Genomic DNA, 25,234 nt, shown 5'->3' on the forward strand with positions numbered 1-25,234 from the left:
AACGGGAGGATATTTTATGCACGATGACGATAAGTTAAAGGAAAATATGCAAGCAGATCCAACAACCGAACCAAAAGATGATATTTCTTTTGATGAAAAACAACAATCTAAGGTCGATGAGTTGGTTATTTCAGCCAAAAACAAGGAAAAAGCTAAAGCTAAAATTGAAATCGATAAGTTACGTTCCAAAATTGACGAAATGCCTGACCTCATTAATGCAGCTATTCAAAAGCACGATAAAGAAGAGAACATGACGGATAAGGAAAAAGCGGACGCTGAGAAGGAAGAACTAAAGAAACAAGTGGCTGATCTAACCGCAGAAAAGGCTAAACGTACACGTTTAGAGACCGCTAGACACGCTGCTGATGAAAAGGGTCTACCTCAATCGTTCGCAGAATTATTCGTTGGTTCGACCGATGAAGAAACCCAACTAAATCTCGACAAAGTTAAGAATACTTTTGACAAGGCTGTACAAGATGCGGTTGAAAAACGTCTATCTGGCAAGAAAACACCTCAAGCACCATCAGGAACATCAGTTAACACTAATAAAGCCATTGATGATATGAGCTTAGAAGAGTTAAGTAAGTTAGCTTTAACAAATCCAGACGCGGTCAAAGGCTACCTAGGATAAAAGAAGAAAGAAGGATAATTAAATGCCACAATTTGAAGGTTCAACATTTTTAGGACAATTAGTAGTCCCAGAAATTTGGGCAAAATATATTAATAACGATTCAACTAAAACAAACCGACTTCTAACAAGCGGAGCTATTACTAATGATGATGTAATGGGTTCACATTTAGCAGAGGCCGGAAGACTTATGAATATTCCAGTTCTTAATGATTTGGACGGTGATCCACAAGATTGGAATGATAAAGACGATATTAAAGTTAACGCTGTGGATAGCTCACAACACAATGCTATTAAGTTCTTCCAGGCACAGGCATTCGGGCAATCCGACTTTGGCCAACAAGTTTCAGGTGCGAATGTTCAAGGAAGAATTACATCAAGATTTTCTAGTTACTGGAATAGACAAGATGAACGATTAATTTTAGCTTTGCTAAATAACGCGTACTTAGTACCCGATATGTTGGAAGCTAAATCATTTGGATTTGCTACACCTAAAGACTTATCAGCAGGCGACTTTTTAGCAGCATTAGCACGTATGGGCGATGTTACTAATCCATCATTAACACGTTTGGTAGTCAATTCAGCAACCGTTATGGCTATGCGTGAACAAAACTTAATTAGTGAGGTCCAACCAAGTGTAGCTGGCCTTGACATTCAAACATATAACAACATTCCTATCGTTCAAGATGACGATATTGAACTGGCTGATGACGGTACAACAACAATGTATATCATGTCAGATGGTGCGGTTAGATATTCAACAGCCCCAGCAAGTTTCAATGGTGTTGAGGTTACTCGTGACGCGCTTGGTCATGGTGGTCAATCAGCTATTATCAACCGTCGTATCGTATCAATGCATGTCAATGGATTAGGATATGACGTTACAAAACCATACGAAGGGTTAACGGTTAATAATTTGGAAGCTGCTACTGATCCTTATTACAAATTAGTAACAGATCCACGTAACATTGGAACTGTTGCATACAAATTTAAGGTAGATCCTAAATATGTAGTTCCAAAGATTAATTCTAAGAAGAAAGCCACAGCAGCGTCAGGCTCAACAAGTTCTTCTACAAAATAGATTCTTAAATTAGTTAAGGGGGTGACGGAATGGCAACTAATGACGCTGAAATCACTCAGCAAGTTTTAGATAATATCAAAATTATTAGCAATTTAAAAGATGATGACCCAAGGATTAAAAGTATTAACGTCTATATTCAAAATGCTATTGATGAGATTGAATTATATTTAAATATTGATTCATTAGATAAGAAATTATCCGTTATCGTTCAGAAAATGGCACAAAATGCCGTGATTCAAGAATCGTTTGAGGGTACTAAGTCTGTTAGTGAAGAAGGCTTATCATTAACATTCAACGATACCGACTTAGACCCGTACTTAGATATTTTGAACAGCTATTTAGACGGTCTTAGATCTAATTCGCATAGAGGGGCGGCGCTGTCGTTTGATTAAACCGATTATTTATTTGATTAGTAAATCAAGGCAGAACAACCCTGACCCGCTAAATCACACTGCTAAATTATCTGCGGTTAAATATTATGGTGCAAGAGTTACAGAATTGAACGGTGCACAGGCTCAAAATAATGCCTTTGGTGAACAATATGACAAATCGTGGGTAATTAGGTGCGACGGTACGATTAACGCTGATTACGTAGGATTTGAGAACGAATTTAACGAAAAGACTATGGCACCTAAATATCAAATAAACCAAATCAGGCGTCATATTAACCGGACCACCTTATACGTAGTTAGGACGGTAGCGAAATGAGTTGGAATAATGATCATACGCCAACGGTCAGAATTAAGGCCGATACCGGTTATCAGAATGATATGGAATATATGGCACGGAAGCTGGCTAATAGTGGATTTGATGACTTGGCGGGGGATATTCTACAAGATAAGTCAAGAATGGACGTCAATATAAAAATTGCTGTTAAGAAAGCAGCCAAAGATGAAGTTGAAAGTGCTAAAGATCTAGTCCGTAAGCGTCAGTATCATTCAAAAAGTGGATATGTCGGACATGGTAATTTAGTTAATACCATAAAGGATAGTTATTCAAAGGGTGGCTTAACCGCTGATATAGCACCACACGCCGAATCGAAGGATGGGTATGAGTACGGACAGGCTTTTGAATTCGGTTTAAAGAGCAAAAATTATCCCGCTCAGCACCCAATGCGTGATAGCGGCAGAAGTTTAGATGTTAATAAATACGCCGATGAGGCATTAAAGAATTCAATTAAAAAGTAGGTGATTAATATTATTTCACCACCAAGAGACCTGTTAACCAGCGCTATCAATTCAATGGCTGGTTTAGAGGTCCCAATATTCGATAGTGAATCCAGCGATAGTGAAAGCTACCCACAGATCATTATTTATGTTGAGAACTCAAGCGATAATAACCGGGCCAAGAACGAGGTTAGATCGTCGTACACACTCAATATTGATTATTATGATATTAAGGATAATAACAACAGTGTCATGATTGATAATTGTTATTTCATTCGTAGATTAATGAAGTATTTGAAATTATCAAGTTATTCATGTACATGTGTTGGATATGACGAAAGAACCTTAACAGACAATTCAACGGCTCAAACATTAAGGCGACAAAATATGTCGTTCGATTATGAAATTACGGAAAAGACTCTCTTTTGAGGGTCTATTTTTTTACCCAAAAAAAGTGAAAAGAGGAACATTTAATGACAACAGCAACAAATATCGGCAATGCATTAAAGAAAACTGTTAAAGGCCGTGACGCTGATAAAATCTTATATTTTTATAAGCGCATCGAACACGAGCCAAAAACTAATAAAATTCATCCACTAGGACTACAAGGTGCTACGTCAGGAACTAACACAAGAACAATTCAGTCGACCGCCACAAAGGGAGCAAACATTAAGGGTGTAGGTTCAATCACACAACAACGTACGGTTGATACTATTTTCAGTGATCCTTCAAATAATTCAAAGGATTTATATTGGGACTTATATCAAGCATGGCAAAACGGTGAGCTATTCGGAATTTGGCGTGTTGATTTTAATACCGTTCATGGAAAAGCACCAGCGAGAAAAGTACAAGCACAATTCTCTCAATGCTATTTAGGCAACTTGCCTAATACGGAAGCACTCGGAGGTACTCAAACATCTAACCTTCAATTTGAGGTCAACGGTTCAGAACGTGCCATCAATTCGGAAGGCAACGCGTTTGAATTAGACGAGGCTGACTTTGAAGAAGGTACATTTGACCAGGTTACTAAATTCTATAATTTCTCACACGGTAATGATATTGGCGTTGATGAAAATGGTGAGTTTATCGACGGTACAACAGACGATGAAACCATCCTGGTTCAAGATACTAATACTGGTGAAGATGTATATGGTCCGGCTTATAAAGAGGTAACAGCACCAGCGTCTGATCAGGGGTCCACAACACCGAGCGGACAAACAGACGACAAGACGGGAACTGAATCAGCGTCTAAATAGCTTTAATTAAGAGCATACTCACTCAAATTTGAGCGGTGGTGGCTGGATAAACAATTAAGGGAGATTTTAAAATGACAGTATTAACAATTAAAGGCAAAGACGTAGAACCAGTTTACGACTTCATTTTATACAGAAACATTGTTGGCAAAGATAAGGATATGCAAAACAGTAATTTTAGTGAATTTGTTCAATCACTTTGCGACGATGACCCCGACGTATTAATTGAATTTTATAGAAACGTGTCAGGTCGAGCATTAAGTGAAGAGGCTGTCGCAAAACAATTAGCTGATCAGGGTGTATTTGATGATGTACCTGCTGCTTGCGATGAAATCATTAAAGGAATGCTCGAATCTGGTTTTTTAGCAGCGAAGGTAAAAGCGTTCTTAAGTTCAGAAGAAAAGTCCGTAAAGAGAATGAAAATTGGATTAGAAGTGAAATCAATCGACGAAGAAAGCAAAATGCAAATCGAAATGGAAATGAAACTGAAGGAAGCAGTCAACAAGGAGAACAGCAAGAGACTAAGCATCTAAAACCAATATTTGATTTAGACGAGCTTTTAACAGAGGCACGCCGAACAATAGGAATTGTTAATATTGACGATTTTTATAAATTATCCCCTCAAGAATTTTTAGATTTAAAACAGGGTGCTGATCTAGCTCGCTACGATTCGCTGGTTGATTATCGAATTAAGTCATCAATGATTAAACCAATAGCGTTAGTTGAAGACGTTGAAGGCCAAGACAACACTATTAAACAGATCATTGAAGAGATTAAGAAGTCTATTGATAAGAGTGGCGAAGGTGATCCACACCCTAAAGTTGATATGAAGAAATTTTACTATACGTTCCTGAATAAGGATAAAGAGGAGGGAGGTAAACAATAATTGAGTGATATAGTCGTTAATAAAACAGTTCGTTTCAGTGCTGATGATCAGTTAACGCCTACCGCTATGCGGTTGAAACAAATGATTGACGGTGTGGACAAGAACCATAAAACCAAGTTTGACGCTGATACTTCTGATAAGCAAAAGGTTAAGGAATTTAGTAATTTAGTTGACGCTATGCCCAAAGAAGCCAAAGCTGAGTTAAAGGCGATGGCTCGTGAGGACGGTTTTAGAGATTTTAAACAATATTTCCGTTCAATGCCAAAGGAACTTCAAGCTAAACTAGAGGCCGACGTTAAAAAAGTTGGATTCCAAACCTTTAAAGATGATATGAAGGCTTTACCAACAAGCAAGAAAGCTGAACTTAGGGCAATTGCCAAGGCAGAAGGATTTAAAAACTTTTATGACATGTATAAAAAGGTCCCTAAAGAGGCTAGAACTAAACTAGACGCTATAACCGATAAGCACGAAGTTTCCGAATATATAAACAAAATAAATTCAGTTCCTAAAAATCATAAAACTACCTTGACGGCTGAGAACAAAACTCAGGGTGGCTTCTCTGGTCTATTCGGTAATTTGCATAAAGCCCAAGATGAAACTAAGAAAACGCATAGCCTATTTGGTACAGTGTTCGGTGCTTCAATTATTTCGTCGGCGGCATTAAGCGGATTCGGCGCGTTAAAGAGTGGAATATCGGAAGCCAAAGCGGCAACCGTTGAATACGCTCACGAACAGCAAACCATGAACGCAACTTGGTTAACACTAACTGGTAACGCTGGCAAGGGTAAGAAGATGGTTGACATCACTAACCAAATGGCTAGTGCTGCTAATAACTCTACTAAAATGGTTGATCAACTTAATCAGAAGTTCTATTCGGTTACTGATAATATTGGTTTAACTAAAAATCTAACTAAATCAGTTTTAACGTTGCAAGACGCCTTTGGCTCTACCGATGACGCTGTTATGAATTTCGGTACACAGTGGTCACAAATGCAGGCGAACGGTAAGGTTTCAGCTCAAGATATGATGTCATTCGTGAACGTATTCCCTAAGCTGAGAACCGAACTATTGAAGACTGAACAGAAGATGACCGGCAATAAAGACTTAACCATGAAACAGCTTAACGATATGATTTCGGCTGGTAAGGTTAGTTCAGATACAATGGATAAAGTTCTTGAAGGAATGTCGAACCATTATAAAGACGCTACCAAGAACTTTGGTGCGACCATTGACGGCATGTCTAGAACCATTAAGACACAAGTTCCTTTATTAATGAGTTCATTTTCTGAACCATTCGTTAATGCAGAAAGTCCAGTTTATGACGCTGTTTCAAGTTGGGTCGGAGACCCAAAAACTAAGTCTAAGTTTTCAGAATTAGGTGACACAATTTCTAGTGGAATGTCTAAAGTGATGAAGGCATTTTCTGGGAATGCAAGTTCTAAAGACATATTTAACGGCTTAAATTCCGCAGTTGATAATCTCAACAAGGGCTTTAAGTCGTTTTTTGATTATATTGCAGATCATGCAAAAGATATTAAATCAATTGGTGGAAGCATTGGTAGCATTGCTAAAACTATTGGTAGTGCTGTATTCAAAACTGCTGGGGCTATATTCGGCACATTAGCTAAATCATTAGGTTTAATGAGCGGAAATGCAAAGAGTTCAAAAGACCCATTAAAAGTAATTTCTGATGTTTTAGGCAATATTGCAAAGCATAAGACTGCTATTACAACTATTGTTTCGTCTTTAATTGCTTTAAAGGGTTTTAAGCTGGCTAAAGACGCCTTTAGTCCTGTAATGGCACTTGCCGGATTCGGCAATGCTGAAAAAGGCGGCTTACTGACTAGAGTTCTTGGAAAAGGTGACGGTAAGCAAAAGGTATTTAGATTTGGTATTAAATCATTTAGAGATACTAAAGATAAACTACTAGATGTTATTGACGGCACTAAGACTAAATTTAGTCCTGTTTTTGAAGTCATTGGTAAAGCTGGATCTAGTGTTAAAAAGCTATTTGGCAAGGCTAGTGGTGGTGCAATGAAGTATGTCATAAAGCCGGTAGTGCAAAAGTCTAAAGACCTTGCTTCACTTCTAAAAATTGGTGCTGGTAAGGCTGCCAAATATACGGTTGAAGCTGTTGCTAAGGGTGCAAGCAAAATCAAGGCTCTAGCACTTGCCGGTAAGGATCTAGCTGTTGCATTCGGTATTAAGACAATTGGTGCATTGAAGACTTTCGGTACAACAATGTCCGCACTTGGTAAGACAGCACTTGCTAATCCTTACGTTGATATAGCATTGGCCGTTATTGCTTTAGGGGTCGCATTCTATGAAGCGTATAAGCATATCAAACCATTTAGAGACGCCGTTAACAAAGCCGTTGATGTCTTAAAAGACTTTGGTGGGTCAGTAATTGATAAGGCTAAGCAAGGCGTTAAAGGCTTAGGTAAACTGTTTACCGGCAAATTAGGTTGGGAAAAGTCAATTTCTAAGGAAATGGGCAAAATTAGCAAGAGCGTACAAGGCGGTATGAAAGACTCCACCAAGTGGGTTAAGTCACACAAAGCTGAAATTGTTGCCGGAATTACTAATCCTTTTGCGGCAGCTTCTACTTGGTTCATTAAAGACACTAAGACCGGCAAGAACATGCAAAAATGGTTTAAAGGCATGGAAGACTCGGTTAAGAAAAATACCAAGAATAAAAAGGGAATTGGCAATCAATTAACCGGAATGTTCAAAGGTGTTGGAGACTGGTTCTTAAAAGACAAGTCAAGTAAAAAAGGCTTTGATAAGTGGATGAAAGGACTTACTACGGAAGTTTCTAAATCCACTAAAGGCAAAAAAGGTTTGATGAGCCAGCTTACTGGTACTTTTGAGGGTGTCGGCAAGTGGTTTAAGAAAGATAAAACTACTAAAAAAGCTATGCAAGCGTGGACTAAAACACTTAGTGGTGTATTTGGTGGTAAAAAAGGCTTTGCTGCAAGTTTCAAAAAAGAATTAGACAGCATGGCTACTTCTTTAAAGAAGTCTAAATTTGGTAAGTCTTGGGACAACTTCTGGGACGGAACTAAGAAGACTACGGATAAATGGGATAAGAATTTCGGCAAGTGGTGGTCCAGCTTTTCTAAATCATTTAGTAAGAACTGGTCAAGCACTTGGAAGTCTCGTAAAGAGGACTTTTCAGACGCTTGGGACAATATGTCAGACGCTTATCATGATTTTAATTCCGGCATTTCTAAATGGTGGTCCGGATTCTCTAAAGACTTTAGCAAAACTTGGTCAAACGGCTGGGAAAATGCTAAAACTTCCATGCACGACAAGTGGAGCGGTATGCACACTGCTTACGATAACTTTGCAAGTGGCATGAACAGTTGGTGGTCACAATTCAGTTCTAACTTTAAATCAGGTTGGAAAAACATGTGGCAAGGCGTTTCAGATTTCTTTAAGAAGATTTTTGACGGATTAAAAGGAATCGCAAAAACCGCTTGGAACGGAATTATTGGCGTTATTAATGGTGGTATTGGTGCCATTAATGGTGTTATTAAAATATTCGGTGGTAAAGGATTAGGAACCGTTAAGCAATTACAAGGTGGATCTAATTACCACCCTGGCGGATTAGCTGTCGTCAATGACGCTAAATCTTCCGTTTACCGTGAAATTATCAAAGAGCCGAGTGGTCGTATGTATTCGCCAATGGGGCGCAATGTCGTACTTCCATTAAAACCTGGGTCATCAGTTCTACCAGCTCAACAGGCACGTCCTTATGTAGAATCTGGAATGTTACCAGCTTATGAAGATGGTATCGGTGATACTCTTTCTAACTTTTTTGATAGTGCTAAAGGTGGCTTTGCTGATTCATTAGGTAACGTAGGTTCTTGGGTTAAATCTAAGATCTCTGGAATTGCTGGAGATATTGAGAAAGGTATTAACTTCGCTAAAGAATTTATTTCTGATCCTGTCGGAAATCTAAATAAGGCTTTCGAGTCTATGACTGATGGAAAATGGGGAAAGGAAGAGTTCTCCGCGAAAATGGGACCGGCTACCGGAAAAGGCTTAGTTAAAGGCATAGCCGATAAGGTTAAGCAAATGGCTTCCAGTTTTAAGAAGTCGCTTGAAAGCACTATGAGCGGTAATTATAGTCCTGAAATGATTAGGGCTGCGGCCTCAATGATGAAGGTTAACCCTAGCGATGCGTTTATTAAAATGCTACAAGGCGTAATTCAGTCTGAATCTGGTGGACGTAACATAATCCAACAAATTCATGATATGAATAGCGGTGGTAATGAGGCTCGTGGTATTTTGCAATATACACCACAAACCTTTAAGTATTTTGCCGTTCCTGGACACGGAAACATCATGAATCCGTTTGATCAATTGCTTGCGTTCTTTAACAACAGTGATTGGCAAAATTCAATTGGTGCAACAACAATTTGGGGCACACACAAAATGGACTGGCTACACTCAGGACCACAAGGGCGTCCACGCTTTGCAAATGGTGCGCATGTTTATGGTCCAACTCAAGCGATATTCGGTGAAGATGGCGACGAGTTCGCTATCAATCCAAGCAAGGCAAGTGCCATTCCATTAACAGCTTCATTAATGAGCCGTTTGGGTGACTTCCACCCAGAATTTAAGACTTCAAACAGTCTAAATTCCAACTTAACATCTGATCTAAGCAACAAATTAACAACAGTAATCAACCTATTAGGTTCAATTAATAATAAGGATTTCCAACCTCAATTAAGTTTGAGTACGGCAAATAATAATATTAATCAGCAAAATAGACGTGATACTGATATATACGCGTATCAACAAGGAAGGAGACAATAATATTGACTAACCGAGTCTTTAAAAGTGAAATGGAGTACCCGAAACCGCACGCTTACGGATTTTCTAATGGTCATGATAATGTTTCGAGGCTTGCTTTGGATCCAATCGAGGTGGCGATAAGTGAAGACGGTGTAGACTGGCTATCATATTACGATTATTCAGGATTGCAAGACACGTATTGTTACGACTGGGATTCGGCAATGACTAACCCAATTGAGCAATTTCAAAAGATTAATACTCAAGACGGTCAATATATGACGTCAAGTTCTTTTGATTCTCGAGACATTTCAACGACCTGGTATATCGACGGTAAGTCTGAAGCAGAAATGTTAATGTCGTTACGCCGACTACAAAGCTTCTTTATGTCGCGTAACGGTCTGTGGGTCGTATTCGGTAATGAGCCTTCATATAAATACCGCGTTAAGACTAGGGTGTTCACCCCAACTTATGGTAGTGAGCGTTCGTGCTCGGTGAATATCGTGTTTAATAACTACACGGGTGTTCGTGAGAGCGTCGCTAAGACTACGGAACTCTACGACATGGATAAAGAATTTATATCCCGCGGTATGGGCATTCCTAGGGATAGGCGTGTACCTTGGGAGTTTAATACGAACACGTTTACCGTCTACAATCCTTCCGACGTTGATATTGATCCGCTAGCACAAAAACACTATTTGAAGATTCATATTCGGGGGTCAGGAAACTTGACCCTTACAAATAAAACAACTGGTGAAGTATTCACGTATAGCCGTCCGTTAAAAGACGGTGACGAGTTAATTATTGATGGCGTTGATCCTATATTGAACGGACGACCTGACGGGATTAATTCCAACCACGGAATAATTTCATTAAAAAAAGGCGATAACGAATTTGCTATTTCTGGTTTAACAAATATCGACATCACCTTTGAGTTTTATTTCGTCTATTTCTAATATGGCTGATTTAAATGGTCATAAAATATATGTACGTAGCCAAAATAATCAGAGTGAAGAGTGGCTAACGTGCATAAACGAAGACACCTTTCAAATCGACAAGCAAGTCAGTGATAGCTTTCAAATTAGTTTCACGGCTTGGTTAAGCGACTATGACGGGGTGTCTTTTGATATGCTCAAAAATGACGCCTATATCGTGTTTGACGGTCAATATTATGTTATTAAACAATCATCTCCAAAATATATTGATGATCTAGTAACCAAAGATATAACGGCAACCCACATAGCTTTTGAGGTCCAAAATTTCAGGCAATTCGATATTAATGCGGGTCTACAAAGCTATTCAATTAGTCAGATGTTAGATTACGTTTTTAAAAGCAAATATAATACCGAAGGATTTACTTACAAAGTTAACGGAAGTTTTCCAACAGTTGATATAACTGATTGGGGCAATTGTTCAGGGTTGGACGCTGTTCAAAAGGCTGTGGACAGCTATAATGCTCGTTGGATTCCGGATAATAAGGTCATTCAAATTTACGATGAAAGTAGCTACAAACATACCACTAGCAAGCAATTTATCTGGGCTCACAACACTAACGATATTGAGCTGTCTGTTGATTCTACTTCTATCCAGAATGCTGCGATGCTGTACGGCGCTACGTTGGACGAAGACCATAGTGCCACTAGCGATAATGGTTCAGTTGATGGCTCCGGAGATTCAGACGGTTCAGCAACTTCAACCGGTAATGCTGTTGGGACTATCAATACAATGGAAACCGGTGGCGCACCGGTTATCAATTCGCCGGTTAGTCAAACGCCGACCGGTAGAAAGCTACCTAACGGATCTAAATGGTTGGTAGATAAGCAAATATCTATTGATGGCACGATCTACTTTCATTTAGGCACAAACGAATGGCTGAACGAAAAATATATCGTATTCGATAAGAATGGCGACGTTAAGCCCGAAAGCCACGTTATCGAGAAGGTTATCGGTCAAGGAACGATTAAGGCTGCCGAGCCTGATACAGATAGTAGTTCAGATGATTCAGGCACCGATACGCCAGCACCAACAGAGGCAAATGTATTCGATTCGCCCTGGACACCGCAAAATGTCACTAGGACACTTCCGAATGGTACTCAATGGATAATCGACGGTGAGGTTTCTGACGGAGCAAAAGAGAAGTCTTGGTATCGAGTTTCAACGAGTGAGTGGGTGTGCGCTGATGATTTCGATTTTACGGGCGATACAGACGTTACGCCCCAAACTGATGATGGTGTGGCAGACGGAAATACCACGACCGATGACGATTCGGTTAAGTACGTGTTTGATCCTTTCTTCTATTACAATGCCTCAGCAGTAAATGCTGACGGTGGCAAGATGAGGATTGGTGAGGATATAACTAATGACCAAATCAAAGATGTGGAATCCATGAAGAAGTACGCCGATTCAGTTATGCAGGTAGATCCTATCGTAGAATTAACCGTTAATCTGAACCAACAGGACGATGAGTTAAACATCGGCGATACTATGTTTCTAAATGCTGAACCGCTTGGCTTAAAGCTAATGGTTACGCTCAACGGGATTAGTGGCAATCCGTTAAATAATGACACGCCAATGACGATAAGTTTGGATAATTCAAAGTTGTCACGAAAGAATATTAACTTTGAAAATTCAGATAAACTCCGGTTGGCCAATCGTAATATTGAACTATTAACTAAGACAGTGAGACGTCAAAACGCTAAACTTAGCGATTTAAATAAAAAGCAAAAGGATTTAATAGACCAAATAAATAAAGACAAGGAGGAGTCAAATGGTACAACCTCAAATTAAATTTGTGTCTGGCAACTCAACGCTAGACGGAATTAACAAAACCGTTGATACTGGCAAGTCGATTTTTGATGAAGATAGCAAAATGGCGCTCAAAATTTTGGGTAGAGATCCAGACGGTAATGTTATAGCCAAAAAATATAAGCTAATCGACACTGACCAAACTACGCAATTAAAAGTGCCTGAACTACAAGACATTGAAGGTTTTGACGGTTTAACCGTTAAATTAGATCGTATTACGTCTGAATTATACGGTTCGTCAATGTTCCATTCAGAGAATTTTAATATTGAAAAAATAGAAAAAGCGTTAAATCTAATTTTGAGAGATATGGCAATTATCACCAGCAATCAAAAGTCGATTAACGCTTATTTTAGTGCTTTCGGTAATTCAACTGGTGAAGCATTAGTTTCATCATTATCTGAAATGATAGCCGATGAAGTCAGCGATGAAGTAGGTAAAGAGACAAGTAACTTATCTCAAAGGCTTTCTAATATTGAAAGTCGACTCCGTGATAGTCCAATTTCAAACGGCGTGCATGCTCCTAGTTATACCGGAAACGGTCAACAGTATTCTGACGACGATCTAGAAGTTGACCGTAAGTTAGCTGAAATGAATTCAGAATTAAATAAAGGTGGTGATATTTAATGTCAGATGTACAAATGAAGATGAATATTCCAGCGATAGAACCGCTATTTTTCTGTGTGGATTTAGCAGAAGGATTCCATCTACCAGCGCAGTATACGCAAGACGAGCATGAGCATTTAGGACCAAACGGAATTGAAAACATTCTATTAAATAGTCGAGAGTTTCAACATGCTTGGTTAATTCAAGGTACTTCGAGCGGTAATACATTTGAAATTAATTTCTTAAAATCAAATAAGAACTGGGGTGGGGTATCTTTATATGATCTATCCAACTTTGATATGGACGATAGTACCCTAATTAATAAGTTAATCAGTTTTGAGGGTACCGATTCAACGGGATCTTATGTCAGATCTGATGAAGGATTTGACGGCACACAGGCTTCACTTGGCGTATTAAGTTGGCAACCGGAAGCGGCTATCACTCAAAATGCTGGGCATTATCAATCGGCACACTTCCTTATTGAAAATCCGGAGCGTACTAAAGTAATTCAAACTTTGGATTTCGATTTAGAAATTATCAATAATGACGTGGTTATCCCAGAAAAACACGCTAGCTACATTTCAGAATTAAATAGATTATTAGTTAATTTTGATGAATCAATTAAATCTGGTCAAAAGCAATTAGCGTTCTATCAATCCCTATACGTCGGTATTATGCAGAACAATATTGCTAGTTTGAACGATACCGCCGATAAAGCTATTAAGGATATGAACGATAAAGCGGACGCTGCTGTTAAGGCTAATCAGGACAAGCTAGACGCCGATACCAAAGATAGCCAAGCTAAAATCGATAAGTTGGTTGCCGATAGCAACGCACGTAAAACTGAAATTGATAAGTCACTAGATGATCTTGAAACCAGACAAAATCAGAACGATACCGATATAGCAGCCAACAAAAAAGCGATTGCTGATAATGCAACCGCTGCAGCTTCAAATAAAGTAGTAACACAAGACAACGTTAAAACTGTTATTCAAGATGTTATTGATAATGGTGATTTAATGATCGGTGATAGTGATGCAGAAACTGATTCTAAATTAGATCAAATGGATAAAATGCTGAAGGGAGAAATGTAAATGTCAACAATTAGAGATGCGTGGTTAAGAGACTTTGCAACGCAATTGCCACTTGGAATTGATATTAAAGACGATGACGGAAATGTAATCCATTCGTCAATTGGAGATCGAAAAACACATAAGATTACCTTATATTCCGCCTGGCTCGGTAAGAGTTCAGGCGGTTCAACCGGTGGAAATACCGGCGGTAATACTGGAGATGACGGTGGCGACACCGGCGGAACTACAACCAATCCCGGTCACGAAACTGTTGGAGACGATGTATACCCTGGTGACGTTAACAAGGGCGAAGTTACTAAGCGTTTTAAACTTTGGCAAGGTCCATCTAATACAAACGCCGATACTACCGTTACTTTCAACCAAGATTTAGGTGAGAACCTTGACGGGTTGGGAGATGGGCTTCAAGCCCGATTAAGTATGGTTGAAACACCTTATTTTGATGGTAAGGCAACTAAATCTAAAAAAATTCAAATTACGAATGGTGAATCAGGATTAAATAAATTCTCTACAACTGCTCCTATTCCCATTTCATTAAAAAAGGGAAGACTTGCATCTAAGGACACTTTAAAAGTTGATCTAAACGGTGACGGTTCAAAAGAAACCGTATTTGCTGGTCCCGTATATGACATTCCAAATTTTATTTCTAGAGAAGATGTTTCAGGAAAAAAAATAACACATTATAATTTTGGAAGCGGATTTCAAAATCCACCATCAACTATTTCCACCTCAGTTATAACAAGTAATAGTTTTATAATCGAAAGAAACCAAATAACGGACGAAACCGCCGATCGTACAGGTACGAGATTAGTTGTTTATAAAGACGGTGAAAAGTACGCTGTTGGTCCTATGGATATTAGTATTGTTCAAGTTGAGGGTCTTACACCAGCTACTGTATATAAATCTGGTCAATTTACCGTACAATACGAGGATATTAATGGTAATCCAACATCTAACTCGCTGAGCGTTAAACAGTTTACAACAAAACCAATTGATGATATCGTTCTAAATCCGACTGCACTGCCAACATTCCAAAATACTTCAATTGCTAATTGGACAAATCCGGGTATATTTCCAGCACAATACTATCCAAGTTATGGCAAAAATATAGCTATGATTGGCAGCAAAAGCATAGTTATAAATGCTTTATTTTCTGGTTCAGGATATTCCTTGGCCTTATTAGATGCTGATAACCAGATTGTTGCACTTGGAAATCCAGGAGTTAACTACCTTATTTATGATGGAATACAGCCCAATCATACATACACAGATTTTAAACTTACTCTTATATTTACTCGTAAAGTTTTAGCTGATGATACTAGAATTAACCCTTCAGTTAGTTTTAAATATAACGATGACGGAACCATGAATGTTAACACAACTCAGGGATCAATAAAGGATAAGGATGATAATTTAATATCAACATTTGACTTAACAGTAGATTATGTTAACTCCTACACAAGTCAGAAAGAAGTTTCACAATTAACCGTCGGGAGTTATTTATTTGTTGGTGATTCAACTAGTGCTTCGCTTGTTGGAGTATCAAAAGACTTCAATAATATTGGAGACGGGTTGGAAATACATTTTGTAGATCCGGCTACTTCAACGGATAGTGTTTATAGAACGAGATTGGCATATATGGGTCTACCAAGCGTAGTTAGAATTCCTAAGCAGTACATTCTTAACGGAATTTCTAATTATAGCCTTTTGGATAGTCCCTTAAAGACATATCTTGGTGTGAATGACGTTGAAACTTATTATCAAGGGACATGGAAAAATTATAAAGCGGCTTACCCAAATGGTAGTCTATACTATTACGTCGGATGTACATCGCTTTCATTTTCATTTAGTAATGGGACTGTTGAAGTCGAAGGTAATCTGGCTGCTGGTAAAGGTAGTAGCAGTTTAAACACAGTTGATGAGATTATCGCAGCTATTCCTAAATCGTTGCCACATATAGCATACGTAACTAACTATAAGGAGGGAGAATAATGGTTAAAGTAGCTTTTAAACAAGATGATGATGGAAATATTACTGATATTGCAGAATATCCCTCATCACTTTATCAGGATAAAAACAAAGGTTGGATTGTCGTAGAAGATGACCCAACCTTTTCTATTTCAGAGAAATTCAATTGGACTATTCGCCCCACTGATAATGCTTTGGTTCATAAATCAACAAATATGACACCAGACGAAGAATACAACGATGTATTAACTAAGTTAACTCTTCAAAATTTGCAACTAACTAAAATTATCGAAGATTTGAAGACAGCTTTAACAACAAGTACCAAGCAGAATTTGAGCTTGATGGCTGATAACGCTGATCAAAAGAATATTAGTGATGAACTTCAATCAGCAGTTACACAATTGACTAAAGAAGTCATTGGAATTAAGGCGGCACAAGAACCAGATACGACAAGTGCTGATACAGATACATCAACTGCAACAGAAAATGGAGGAAATTAATATGATAGGATTACTTAAAATGGAATTCGGCTGGGGAACACTAAAAAAGGAAGATATTATCGGGTATGTTCCATTAATTATCTCAAAAGATGACTTCAAGGATATTACAGGCGAAGAATATACAAGTGATGCAGGATAGCCGAGAGGCTATCTTTTTTTGTATAAAAAGAGGGTGATTTAATTGGGTAATCCAAAAGCAAAATTAAAAAGAACAAAGTGGCTTTACTTTAGGCTTAACCGAGCTTGGTTTATCAACGGGCTAGAGACTTTAGCATTAGGAATTACCATGATTTTATCCAATAATTTTATTGATCGTCCGCCAGATTTTGTAATGCACATTGATGAACCAATATTTTCGATTCCGGTTGTAACTGTGGGGTTGTATGTAATTATTTCTTCCTTCCATTATTTACGAGGACTTAATCAAAAGTTAGTTACATTTCTACCACTTTTCATTTGGGCGTTCTATTTTTTAATGTTTCTATTCCATGACATAGCTATGATGCAAGTTATTGGAATCGTTCATTTTAGTCCTAATTTCACTACCATGATTTCGCTTATTATCATTATTAAGATTTTGCTAGAAGCCTTATGGAGTAATCCAGATTGGTAGATAATTTTAAATTTGTTATATCTGCAATTGGTGGTGCATTTGTAACGGGATTCTTTGGATTATGGCTTCAAAAAATGAAAAATAGTGGTGATCATTACATTGAAAATGTAGATAAAATCAATGCTTTGGTTAGTGAACGTTCAGACTTAATAAAAAATAATACAGCGTTGGAAATTAAATTGAAGCACGTTCAAGATGATTTAAGAACTCAAAGGAAAGTAACTGACGGGTTGACGAAGCAAATTGGTGAACTAAAGAGAGAAATGAACCAGGAGGAAAAATAAGTGGATATAATTCAAAATTTAAATTTGATAAATGCAAGTGAGCTATTGTTAATCGCAATATGCTGCTACGTTTTAACTAGTGGTATTAAAAAAACAAGAATTAAAAATGCCTACATGCCGTTTATTTCAATGGCAGTAGGTATTTTAATTGGAGTTATTGTTGCGCTTGCATATCACGATGTAAATATCGTAAAGGCTGGTATTGCAGGTTTCTTAGTCGGTGGTTGGACATCAGGTCTATTCACCGGTATTAAAGGGGCCTTCGGAGGTTATGAAGTAGATAACAAAACGTCTAATTCTAAATCATCTGGACCGGTCGAAGTCTCAACACCTAAATACGATACTAAAATCAACACGAGGAGGAACTAAAATGGCTAAATATTTTGCTGATATCTCTAGTTATCAACGTTCAGATTTACAATTTTTTCAAAACTTTGTAAGTCATGGAGTAGGTAGTGTTTTCATTAAAACTACGCAAGGTAGTGCAGACGGATCTAACTATTTGAATCCAAAAGCCAGAACTCAAGCTAAAAATGCTTTAGCAGCTGGAATGAATGTAGGTTTTTACCATTACTTTTTAGCTACTGGGATTTCGGATGCAATTAAAGAAGCTAAATTCTTTGATCAGTCAGTGGCTAACTTAGGATTTGGCAAAAATACGCCGCTATGCGTAGACGTTGAGGATCCAAGTTTAAATAAATCTAACGTATCTGGTTACGTCGATACGTTTATTAATTACTTGAAAGAACACGGATATACTAATATCGTTCAATATGCTATGGCTAGTTGGTTCTGGGGAAACAATCCCGTGTTAAACGCTTCTAAGCACCCTACCTGGGTAGCGAATTACGGAGTTAACGCGGTGGGAGTTTCCGGAAACGTAATTGGTTGGCAGTATACCTCAAGTTGGAGCAGTGGTGGTCAAGACATGTCATATGATTGGGGTATCTTTGATAAAGAAATTGATATTGATCCTCCTGAAGTGGCAACTGCACCACCTAAGCCAAAAGTTGAAAATGTAATTAAGTTAATTGAAGACGTCCACCCAGTCGATTCATTGGGATCTACACGACCTATTGAATATAAGAAAGATTCAATGTGGGAGAGTGATCAAATTAAATTAATTAACGATGAACCACATTATCGAATTTCAACTAATGTGTATATTCCTATTAGTAAGACAGAATTTAGTAATGTAGTAATTGTTAATTATTTGGAAGGTCAACCAGCGCCATTATTTAATAAAGACGGCAAGCGGGTTGTTAACGATGGCGTAACTATCGGTAAGGCGTTCAAATACGATCAAATCAATATAATAAATGGGATACCTATGGCCAGAGTATCAACTAATGAATATTTACCGTTTGAATATACTTCTGGTTCAGATTTTGTATAAAGGTGAGTGATCACTTTAGACACTTTTGCAAAACTGACGATATCTATTTAAGAGACAATTAGATATAATTAAGGAGTTCAGCAGGCATGTTGAACCGTAGTTATTAAAAATGAAAAATCGTTTAATTTTGATATGCTGCTCCGCTATCAAATTATTAAAGCCCTCTACCTAATATAGGCAGGGGGCTTTTTTTCGTGTCCGTATTATTTTAAATTTAGTTCCTGCTTTCTGTTGGCCAGCAACTTAGTTAGTTCTTCAATATCGTCTGCGGTAGCCTTGTTTTTAATGAAGCCTCGTGCAGCGGATCTGCTATTTAAATATCTTTTACGTTCTCTATTTTCGTCGTCCCATTTCTTGTTTGCCTTGATTCTTGCAGCACTTAATTTTTCTGTCATAGTAAGAGCTCCTTATTTATAAGATACATGTAAATTATCATTTAAATAATATGGTTAACTTTAATATTATTGATATTAGCAATACGACTATGAGAATCGTTAGAAGTACAATAAGTGTCTTTTTCATAATATTTGAAATGAAAGGTATGATATAATTTAGTGTACACAAAGCAAGAGGTCTCGCCCCTTACTTTGTACCTTTATATAAGTCTTGATATTAAATCAAGTATGTGGTCGATTAAGTCTAAGATTGCTGTTACCAATCCTAAGATGACTAATACTTTGTTAATGTCAGGCTTTTTTTGATGCTTACCTTTCATCATTTACCTCCCTTCTTTTCTTTTGTTCCTCCTCTCTACATCTATTATATTACACTCTCGAGCGTACAAAGTCAACACAATTAGCAAATAAAGATAGAAAAAAACACCGCTAAGTTTGCAGTGTCAAATTTAAAACTTTATTTATCTACACAATAGATTTTGTGGAAACCGTCCATATATTTTGAAGTCTTTTGATTAGCTGCGTCAGCGAGTACTGATCTGATGTGAGTTTTCTCTCGATAATCTTTAACATGAGCCAGGGAAATAACAATCCCACAAATTGACATGTGACGCATACCTTTTTTGGTAAATAGAGGGTTTAACATTTTAAACTCTTTTACATTGTTGCGTTCGTATTCAAATTGTTCATCAGTAATCATAGTTGATCCTCCTAATTTAGCGAGATGAATTTCTAGCCTTTCAAATCGCTATGAATTAAATTACGAGATTACCAGAGGATATTTCTTTTAATTTCAAAACGATCTAAAGTTGGTGATATAATATAGAAGAAATAGGACAAATAATCGCTTAAAAAGTTGGTCAAAAAACTAAATATTATTTATAAAAAAAAGATAATTTAAAACAGTTTGCACGTATTTCCCACCGACATGCTATAAACGTTGTCATATCAAGCATGGTAAATCCTGCAACTGGCATAGAGAGTGGAGTTTTAATATTTTTTAGATGTAGTAGTTATAAATAAAACCGAGGTAAAACAGTGTCGGTAGATTAAGATCATACTAGAAGTGCATCGTAAGATGTGCTTCTTTTTTATTTGAATCTTTATGAAGAAATGATTTAAGCTCCTAAAATTTATAGTGGCTTTTTCCTAACTGCTTTATTCTTATGTTAGTACCTCGAATAGTTAGAGAATATATATCTTATACTAGTTTCAATGTACTTCAGATTCAATTTAGGAGTGGTAATATTCATAGCAGATCATTGGAATGGTAATCTATGATGGTTGGTCTTATTCTTTAACACTTATGTGTTTTGGAAATTACGTTTTATAAAATGCAAATCTTGTATCAAGAAGTTTAGACTATATTTTTTTAATATGTATTTTGAACCGATTAAATTTGTTAAAGGCTACAAAAATAAAACTACCTATTCCGTTGTGATTTTTATTAACTATATATATAAATTCTGATTAATATTTAACTATTAATTTTGAAATTACACTGTTTTATAACAAGTACATTTTTAGTTTAAAAACGTATATATATTTAGAGCCAGGTCTATATAAATTTTATACAGAGTTGTGCTAAAATACGTTTAACTGTAAAAGGAGTATGATGCCTAAATGAAAACTACGAGGGACTTAATAAATAAGTACGATATTACACGGCAAACACTAAATAATTGGATAAAAAAAGAAAAAATACCTGCTCCTAAAAGTAAAATAGGGCATCAAAATGTCTGGACAGATGATCAAGCCGTATTAATTGATAAAAATTTGGTCGAACAAAGTGTAGAGCAATTATCATTATTTTCGAATGATGAATCTACATTACATATAAAAAATAGGAGATATCTTGGTAGTAAGCAGAGGATGCTAGATTTTATTTATAAAATTGTTGATGAAAATACCACAAGTATTAACACCGTCGCAGATATATTTGGAGGTACAGGGGTAGTAGCTGACTTATTTAGAGAGAAAGGGAAAAGAATTATAGTCAATGATATTTTGACATCTAATTATATTTCTTATCAAACATGGTTTGGTAATGAAAAAGTAAATAAAACTAAAATTTCAAATATATTAAAGAAATTAAATAATATAAATGGAATTAATGGATATGTCACTAAAAATTTTGGTAATAAATACTTTTCACTTGAGAATGCAAAAAAAATTGATGCAATACGTGAAAAAATTGAATTGCTTAATAATGTTAATAAAAGAGAAAAATCGTTTCTTTTAACATCTCTTCTATATGCCATGGATAAAGTAGCAAATACAGTAGGACATTTCGATGCTTATAGAAAACACATGGACAGTTTTAAATCTATTTATCTAAAAATGCCAGATGTGAATAATAATACTTGTAATGAAATTTACAATATGGATGCAAATAAATTAGTTAGAAAAATAAAATCCGATTTGGTTTATATAGATACTCCATATAATTCGAGAGGATATGAAAGCGCATATCATGTATTAGAGAACGTCATGGAATGGAAAAAGCCAGAGGTAGAGGGTGTCGCCATGAAGGCCGTGAATAGGAAAGAAAAATCATCTGATTATACGAAATCTAAAGCACCTATTGCATTTGATGACTTAATTATGCACATTAATGCTAAGTATATACTGGTTTCCTATAGTAATATGGCTAAGAAGGGAAATTCACGTTCAAATGCAAAGATATCAAATGATGAAATACTTTTTAGCTTAAAGAAAAGAGGGAATGTAAGGGTATTTGAAACAGATTTTAACGCATTTACAACAGGACAATCTAATATTAATAATCATAAAGAACTGCTATATTTATGTGAAGTTAAAAAAAAATACATAGAAAAAAATGATATAATCCAATCTGCATTAAACTATACTGGATCAAAATACAAGCTATTGCCTCAAATAAAACCATTGTTTCCTAATGATTATAAAAATTTTATTGATTTGTTTGCAGGTGGTGGTAGCGTTACTGTAAATTTGATACACGATAATATAGCCAATTCATACTTGATGAATGATATTGAATATCATGTGATTGATTTATTTGAATTTTTATCTACTAATTCCATTGAAGATACTATTTGTAAAATAGAGGACAAAATAGAAGCTTATGGACTATCCAATACTAGTAAAAATGGATATAGTTTTTATGGATGCAATAGTATGAAAGGATTAGGAAATTATAATAAAGAAAAGTTTTTAAAACTTCGTAAGGATTACAATGAATCCCCAAATCCTATTTTATTTTATTTGTTAATAGTATTTGGATTTAATAACCAAATTAGATTTAACTCTAAGGGACAGTATAATCTTCCGGTGGGAAAAAGAGATTTCAATAACAAAATGAAGTCAAAATTAGTGGAATTTTCACAGATTATTTCAAATTATAAAATAAGATTTAGTTCCAAAGATTATAAAGAAGTATCCTTTCAAAAAGGTGACTTTTTATATGCAGATCCTCCTTATTTGATTTCTACTGCTTCCTACAATGAAAATGGAATGTGGACTAAGAAAAATGAATACGAACTATATAAATACTTGGATGAGGTTGACAAATGTGGGGCAAAGTTTGCATTATCTAATGTAATTTTGCATAAAGGTCAGGAAAATGAGATATTAAAGGAGTGGTCAAATAAATATAATCTACATGTACTAAACTATCAGTATAATAATAGTAATTATCATTCCCAAGCTAAACAGAATGAGACGATAGAGGTACTTGTAACAAATTACTATTAGGAGATTAAAAATGCAGTTAACAAAATCTTCAAAAACATTTAATCTGGGAGATACAAGTTTTCGTCGTAAAATATTAATAGATGATTACAAAACTCTACTACCTTACTTAATGGAAACAAATGATAAATTTGAGTCTTGGAATAAGAAATCACAGGCAGATTTTTACTCTAGAGTTTTGTCAAAGTCGGATTTGTTTTCGAGAAATAATACAGAAGACTTTGCAAAACGTGGTAGAACTTTAACCAGTGCTCTTGTAAAGATTGGATTAGTAAACGATAAAAGGGAATTATCTGAAGTATCTAGAAATTGGATCAATAATAAATTAAAGTCAGCTGACAAAATTGAAAGATTGCTAGGTATTGATTTAAATAATATTTTGTTTCTAAGGCAGTTGCTGAAATTAAGAGTTTATTCCCATGATGGCAAAAATTTCTTTTATCCTTTTCGTGTGGCTTTGAGACTTTTATCTGAATATAAAAATGTACCTCAAGTAGACTTTTTAACATTAATTCATCTTATTAAGCCAGAAACAAAAAATTCTAAAGTTGAGTCTATAATCAGTGACTACGCGGAAGTTTCAAATAATAATAAAGTATTTGCTGAGTTTGTCGAGGAGAAATTTCCAGACAAGATAATAGATTACGATATTAATGATTTGTTTTCTGGTGAATCTATTGATGAAGAAAAGTTTAATGAAATATTTGTAAACAGGAAATCATCAAATACTCAAGGATTATACTATAAATTTGTAACTGATTTGCTAAAATTTAAAAATGAACCAGATGATAGTAATTTATCAAATTTATTAGATTATGTATCTAATGATAAGATTAAAAAAGCTTTTGCTTTTGGAAAATCAGTTTTTAATAAAAAAAGTAACGTAGAAGAATTTTTGGAAGCTAACGAAGATAATTTGTTGTTATCTGACGATAATATAGATATTTATAGGCAATTTGTTTTGTCCAAAAAAGAGTATATAGTTGACGAATATCGTGACATGACAAAGCGTACATTTAATTTAACAGGAATTATTGATTTTTCAAATGGATTGGTCAATGTAACTAATCAACAACTGATTAAAGAAATTTTTTATAATATAAAAATATCTGGTGAAGATTTATATGAAAATTATGAATCTAACTTAACGTTTTCATTTTATAGGGATATAAATACTGAAGAAATATTAAGCATCTCTGAAGATGATTTATTAAGTAAAATTAAAAAGATATTTGATTCTACGGATATTACTGACTTAGAAGACACTGTTATTAATAAAAGAGAAATGGATTTTAGAAAATTTATTAAAAAAGAGTTTCCTAAAAAAAAGATTATTTCATTGTTACCATTATTCTCTGTTCGTGATGATGTTGAAATAAAAAAACAGGTTTCTGAGTCAGCAACTGTTCCAACCATTTATGAATATATTATGGCCATTGCATGGTACTATATATCAGATGCAAAGTTTTATATAACAAAAAGTATGAACTTGACATTAGATGGTAATATGCTTCCCTTATCACATGCAGCTGGTGGAGCTGGAGACATTGTAATCGATTACGATAATCTTACTTTAATGCTTGAAGTTACATTGATGAACAGTCAAGCTCAAAAACGTGGTGAATGGGAGCCAGTACTACGACACGCAACTAATTTAACAATTGAAAAATCACCTAAGAATGTTATTACTTTATTCATTGCAAATGAAATGGATGAAAATACTATTAATATTTGGAGAGCAATTGCTGGAGTACCCTTAAAAGATTCTAATATGGATGCTTATACTGATTTAGTGAAAATATTTCCTTTAATGAATGAAGAAGTTATTTTTCTTCTTGAAAATAAACAGAATGACTTTAAATTGTTGCAATCTATTAATGATTCGTATAACAAAATTAATAATAATTTTAATCTTGGATGGAGACAGGAAATTCTGGAAAAATTGAATTTTAAATAATGATCAACAATATGTACTTAATGTGATCGTTTTTAGTTTCCATCACATTGCTTGTTTAAACGTTTTATGTTAAGC

The 25,234-nt window shown here is 35.8% G+C and carries 26 protein-coding genes; 23 read left to right on the forward strand and 3 right to left on the reverse strand.

Going from position 1 to position 25,234, the window contains the following annotated elements; all coding sequences use genetic code 11:
* Positions 1 to 16: 16 nt before the first annotated feature.
* The 21 genes from EKM77_RS05500 to EKM77_RS05600 all read left to right on the forward strand — a co-directional run bounded on the left by EKM77_RS05500 (position 17) and on the right by EKM77_RS05600 (position 19,075).
* On the forward strand, positions 17 to 631 hold the full coding sequence (locus EKM77_RS05500) for a DUF4355 domain-containing protein (RefSeq protein WP_125593046.1): 615 nt from the start codon (positions 17 to 19) through the stop codon (positions 629 to 631).
* A 22-nt stretch (positions 632 to 653) separates the two neighbouring features.
* Positions 654 to 1,709: a capsid protein gene (locus EKM77_RS05505; RefSeq protein WP_125593047.1), complete on the forward strand. Its 1,056-nt coding sequence runs from the start codon at positions 654 to 656 to the stop codon at positions 1,707 to 1,709.
* A gap of 29 nt (positions 1,710 to 1,738) precedes the next feature.
* Positions 1,739 to 2,101 (forward strand): phage head-tail connector protein, encoded by a 363-nt coding sequence (locus EKM77_RS05510; protein ID WP_125593048.1) that lies wholly within the window; start codon positions 1,739 to 1,741, stop codon positions 2,099 to 2,101.
* Positions 2,094 to 2,417 (forward strand): hypothetical protein, encoded by a 324-nt coding sequence (locus EKM77_RS05515; RefSeq protein WP_125593049.1) that lies wholly within the window; start codon positions 2,094 to 2,096, stop codon positions 2,415 to 2,417. The genes EKM77_RS05510 and EKM77_RS05515 overlap by 8 nt, the downstream gene beginning before the upstream one ends.
* Complete coding sequence (locus EKM77_RS05520; RefSeq protein ID WP_125593050.1) at positions 2,414 to 2,896, forward strand: hypothetical protein; 483 nt, start codon at positions 2,414 to 2,416, stop codon at positions 2,894 to 2,896. Before EKM77_RS05515 ends, EKM77_RS05520 begins: the two co-directional genes overlap by 4 nt.
* A 54-nt stretch (positions 2,897 to 2,950) precedes the next feature.
* Positions 2,951 to 3,304: a hypothetical protein gene (locus tag EKM77_RS05525; protein ID WP_125593051.1), complete on the forward strand. Its 354-nt coding sequence runs from the start codon at positions 2,951 to 2,953 to the stop codon at positions 3,302 to 3,304.
* 44 nt (positions 3,305 to 3,348) lie between these two features.
* Positions 3,349 to 4,131 (forward strand): phage tail protein, encoded by a 783-nt coding sequence (locus EKM77_RS05530; RefSeq protein WP_125593052.1) that lies wholly within the window; start codon positions 3,349 to 3,351, stop codon positions 4,129 to 4,131.
* Between the two features lie 71 nt (positions 4,132 to 4,202).
* A complete protein-coding gene (locus tag EKM77_RS05535) occupies positions 4,203 to 4,661 on the forward strand; it encodes a hypothetical protein (RefSeq protein ID WP_125593053.1) in 459 nt (152 codons plus the stop codon).
* A 167-nt stretch (positions 4,662 to 4,828) separates the two neighbouring features.
* Positions 4,829 to 5,014 carry a hypothetical protein gene (locus EKM77_RS05540; protein WP_125593054.1) on the forward strand — a complete coding sequence of 62 codons (186 nt, stop codon included), beginning with the start codon at positions 4,829 to 4,831 and terminating at the stop codon, positions 5,012 to 5,014.
* Positions 5,015 to 9,838, forward strand: a complete 4,824-nt coding sequence (locus EKM77_RS05545; protein ID WP_125593055.1) for a tape measure protein — start codon at positions 5,015 to 5,017, stop codon at positions 9,836 to 9,838.
* Between the two features lie 2 nt (positions 9,839 to 9,840).
* The gene (locus EKM77_RS05550) at positions 9,841 to 10,770 is read left to right on the forward strand and encodes a phage tail domain-containing protein (protein ID WP_125593056.1); all 930 of its coding nucleotides are present in this window, start codon (positions 9,841 to 9,843) and stop codon (positions 10,768 to 10,770) included.
* Positions 10,745 to 12,601 carry a prophage endopeptidase tail family protein gene (locus EKM77_RS05555; RefSeq protein ID WP_164507723.1) on the forward strand — a complete coding sequence of 619 codons (1,857 nt, stop codon included), beginning with the start codon at positions 10,745 to 10,747 and terminating at the stop codon, positions 12,599 to 12,601. Before EKM77_RS05550 ends, EKM77_RS05555 begins: the two co-directional genes overlap by 26 nt.
* Positions 12,582 to 13,244, forward strand: coding sequence for a hypothetical protein (locus EKM77_RS05560; protein ID WP_125593058.1), 663 nt, complete (start codon positions 12,582 to 12,584; stop codon positions 13,242 to 13,244). Before EKM77_RS05555 ends, EKM77_RS05560 begins: the two co-directional genes overlap by 20 nt.
* Complete coding sequence (locus EKM77_RS05565) at positions 13,244 to 14,317, forward strand: hypothetical protein (protein WP_125593059.1); 1,074 nt, start codon at positions 13,244 to 13,246, stop codon at positions 14,315 to 14,317. The genes EKM77_RS05560 and EKM77_RS05565 overlap by 1 nt, the downstream gene beginning before the upstream one ends.
* A complete protein-coding gene (locus EKM77_RS05570) occupies positions 14,318 to 16,306 on the forward strand; it encodes a hypothetical protein (protein ID WP_125593060.1) in 1,989 nt (662 codons plus the stop codon).
* A complete protein-coding gene (locus tag EKM77_RS05575; protein WP_125593061.1) occupies positions 16,306 to 16,782 on the forward strand; it encodes a hypothetical protein in 477 nt (158 codons plus the stop codon). Before EKM77_RS05570 ends, EKM77_RS05575 begins: the two co-directional genes overlap by 1 nt.
* Before the next feature lies 1 nt (position 16,783).
* Complete coding sequence (locus EKM77_RS05580; RefSeq protein WP_164507724.1) at positions 16,784 to 16,921, forward strand: XkdX family protein; 138 nt, start codon at positions 16,784 to 16,786, stop codon at positions 16,919 to 16,921.
* A gap of 42 nt (positions 16,922 to 16,963) precedes the next feature.
* Positions 16,964 to 17,395, forward strand: a complete 432-nt coding sequence (locus EKM77_RS05585) for a hypothetical protein (protein ID WP_125593063.1) — start codon at positions 16,964 to 16,966, stop codon at positions 17,393 to 17,395.
* Positions 17,389 to 17,679, forward strand: coding sequence for a hypothetical protein (locus EKM77_RS05590; protein WP_125593064.1), 291 nt, complete (start codon positions 17,389 to 17,391; stop codon positions 17,677 to 17,679). Before EKM77_RS05585 ends, EKM77_RS05590 begins: the two co-directional genes overlap by 7 nt.
* Complete coding sequence (locus EKM77_RS05595; RefSeq protein ID WP_125593065.1) at positions 17,680 to 18,048, forward strand: phage holin family protein; 369 nt, start codon at positions 17,680 to 17,682, stop codon at positions 18,046 to 18,048.
* A 1-nt stretch (position 18,049) separates the two neighbouring features.
* Positions 18,050 to 19,075 carry a GH25 family lysozyme gene (locus EKM77_RS05600; protein ID WP_125593066.1) on the forward strand — a complete coding sequence of 342 codons (1,026 nt, stop codon included), beginning with the start codon at positions 18,050 to 18,052 and terminating at the stop codon, positions 19,073 to 19,075.
* Between the two features lie 203 nt (positions 19,076 to 19,278).
* On the opposite strand, the gene EKM77_RS05605 is transcribed toward EKM77_RS05600, so the two are convergent.
* The 3 genes from EKM77_RS05605 to EKM77_RS05610 form a co-directional block, all read right to left on the reverse strand.
* Positions 19,279 to 19,470, reverse strand: a complete 192-nt coding sequence (locus tag EKM77_RS05605; RefSeq protein ID WP_125593067.1) for a hypothetical protein — start codon at positions 19,468 to 19,470, stop codon at positions 19,279 to 19,281.
* Positions 19,471 to 19,670: 200 nt separating this feature from the next.
* Positions 19,671 to 19,793, reverse strand: a complete 123-nt coding sequence (locus EKM77_RS11145) for a hypothetical protein (protein WP_263852895.1) — start codon at positions 19,791 to 19,793, stop codon at positions 19,671 to 19,673.
* A gap of 134 nt (positions 19,794 to 19,927) precedes the next feature.
* Positions 19,928 to 20,170, reverse strand: coding sequence for a hypothetical protein (locus EKM77_RS05610; protein WP_125593068.1), 243 nt, complete (start codon positions 20,168 to 20,170; stop codon positions 19,928 to 19,930).
* Positions 20,171 to 21,093: 923 nt separating this feature from the next.
* Here EKM77_RS05610 and EKM77_RS05615 point away from each other — a divergent pair.
* Complete coding sequence (locus EKM77_RS05615; protein WP_125593069.1) at positions 21,094 to 23,205, forward strand: Dam family site-specific DNA-(adenine-N6)-methyltransferase; 2,112 nt, start codon at positions 21,094 to 21,096, stop codon at positions 23,203 to 23,205.
* A 10-nt stretch (positions 23,206 to 23,215) separates the two neighbouring features.
* A complete protein-coding gene (locus EKM77_RS05620) occupies positions 23,216 to 25,159 on the forward strand; it encodes an AlwI family type II restriction endonuclease (protein WP_125593070.1) in 1,944 nt (647 codons plus the stop codon).
* Positions 25,160 to 25,234 lie beyond the last annotated feature (75 nt).

This window comes from Companilactobacillus baiquanensis (genome assembly GCF_003946605.1).
GTDB classification, from domain to species: Bacteria; Bacillota; Bacilli; order Lactobacillales; family Lactobacillaceae; genus Companilactobacillus; species Companilactobacillus baiquanensis.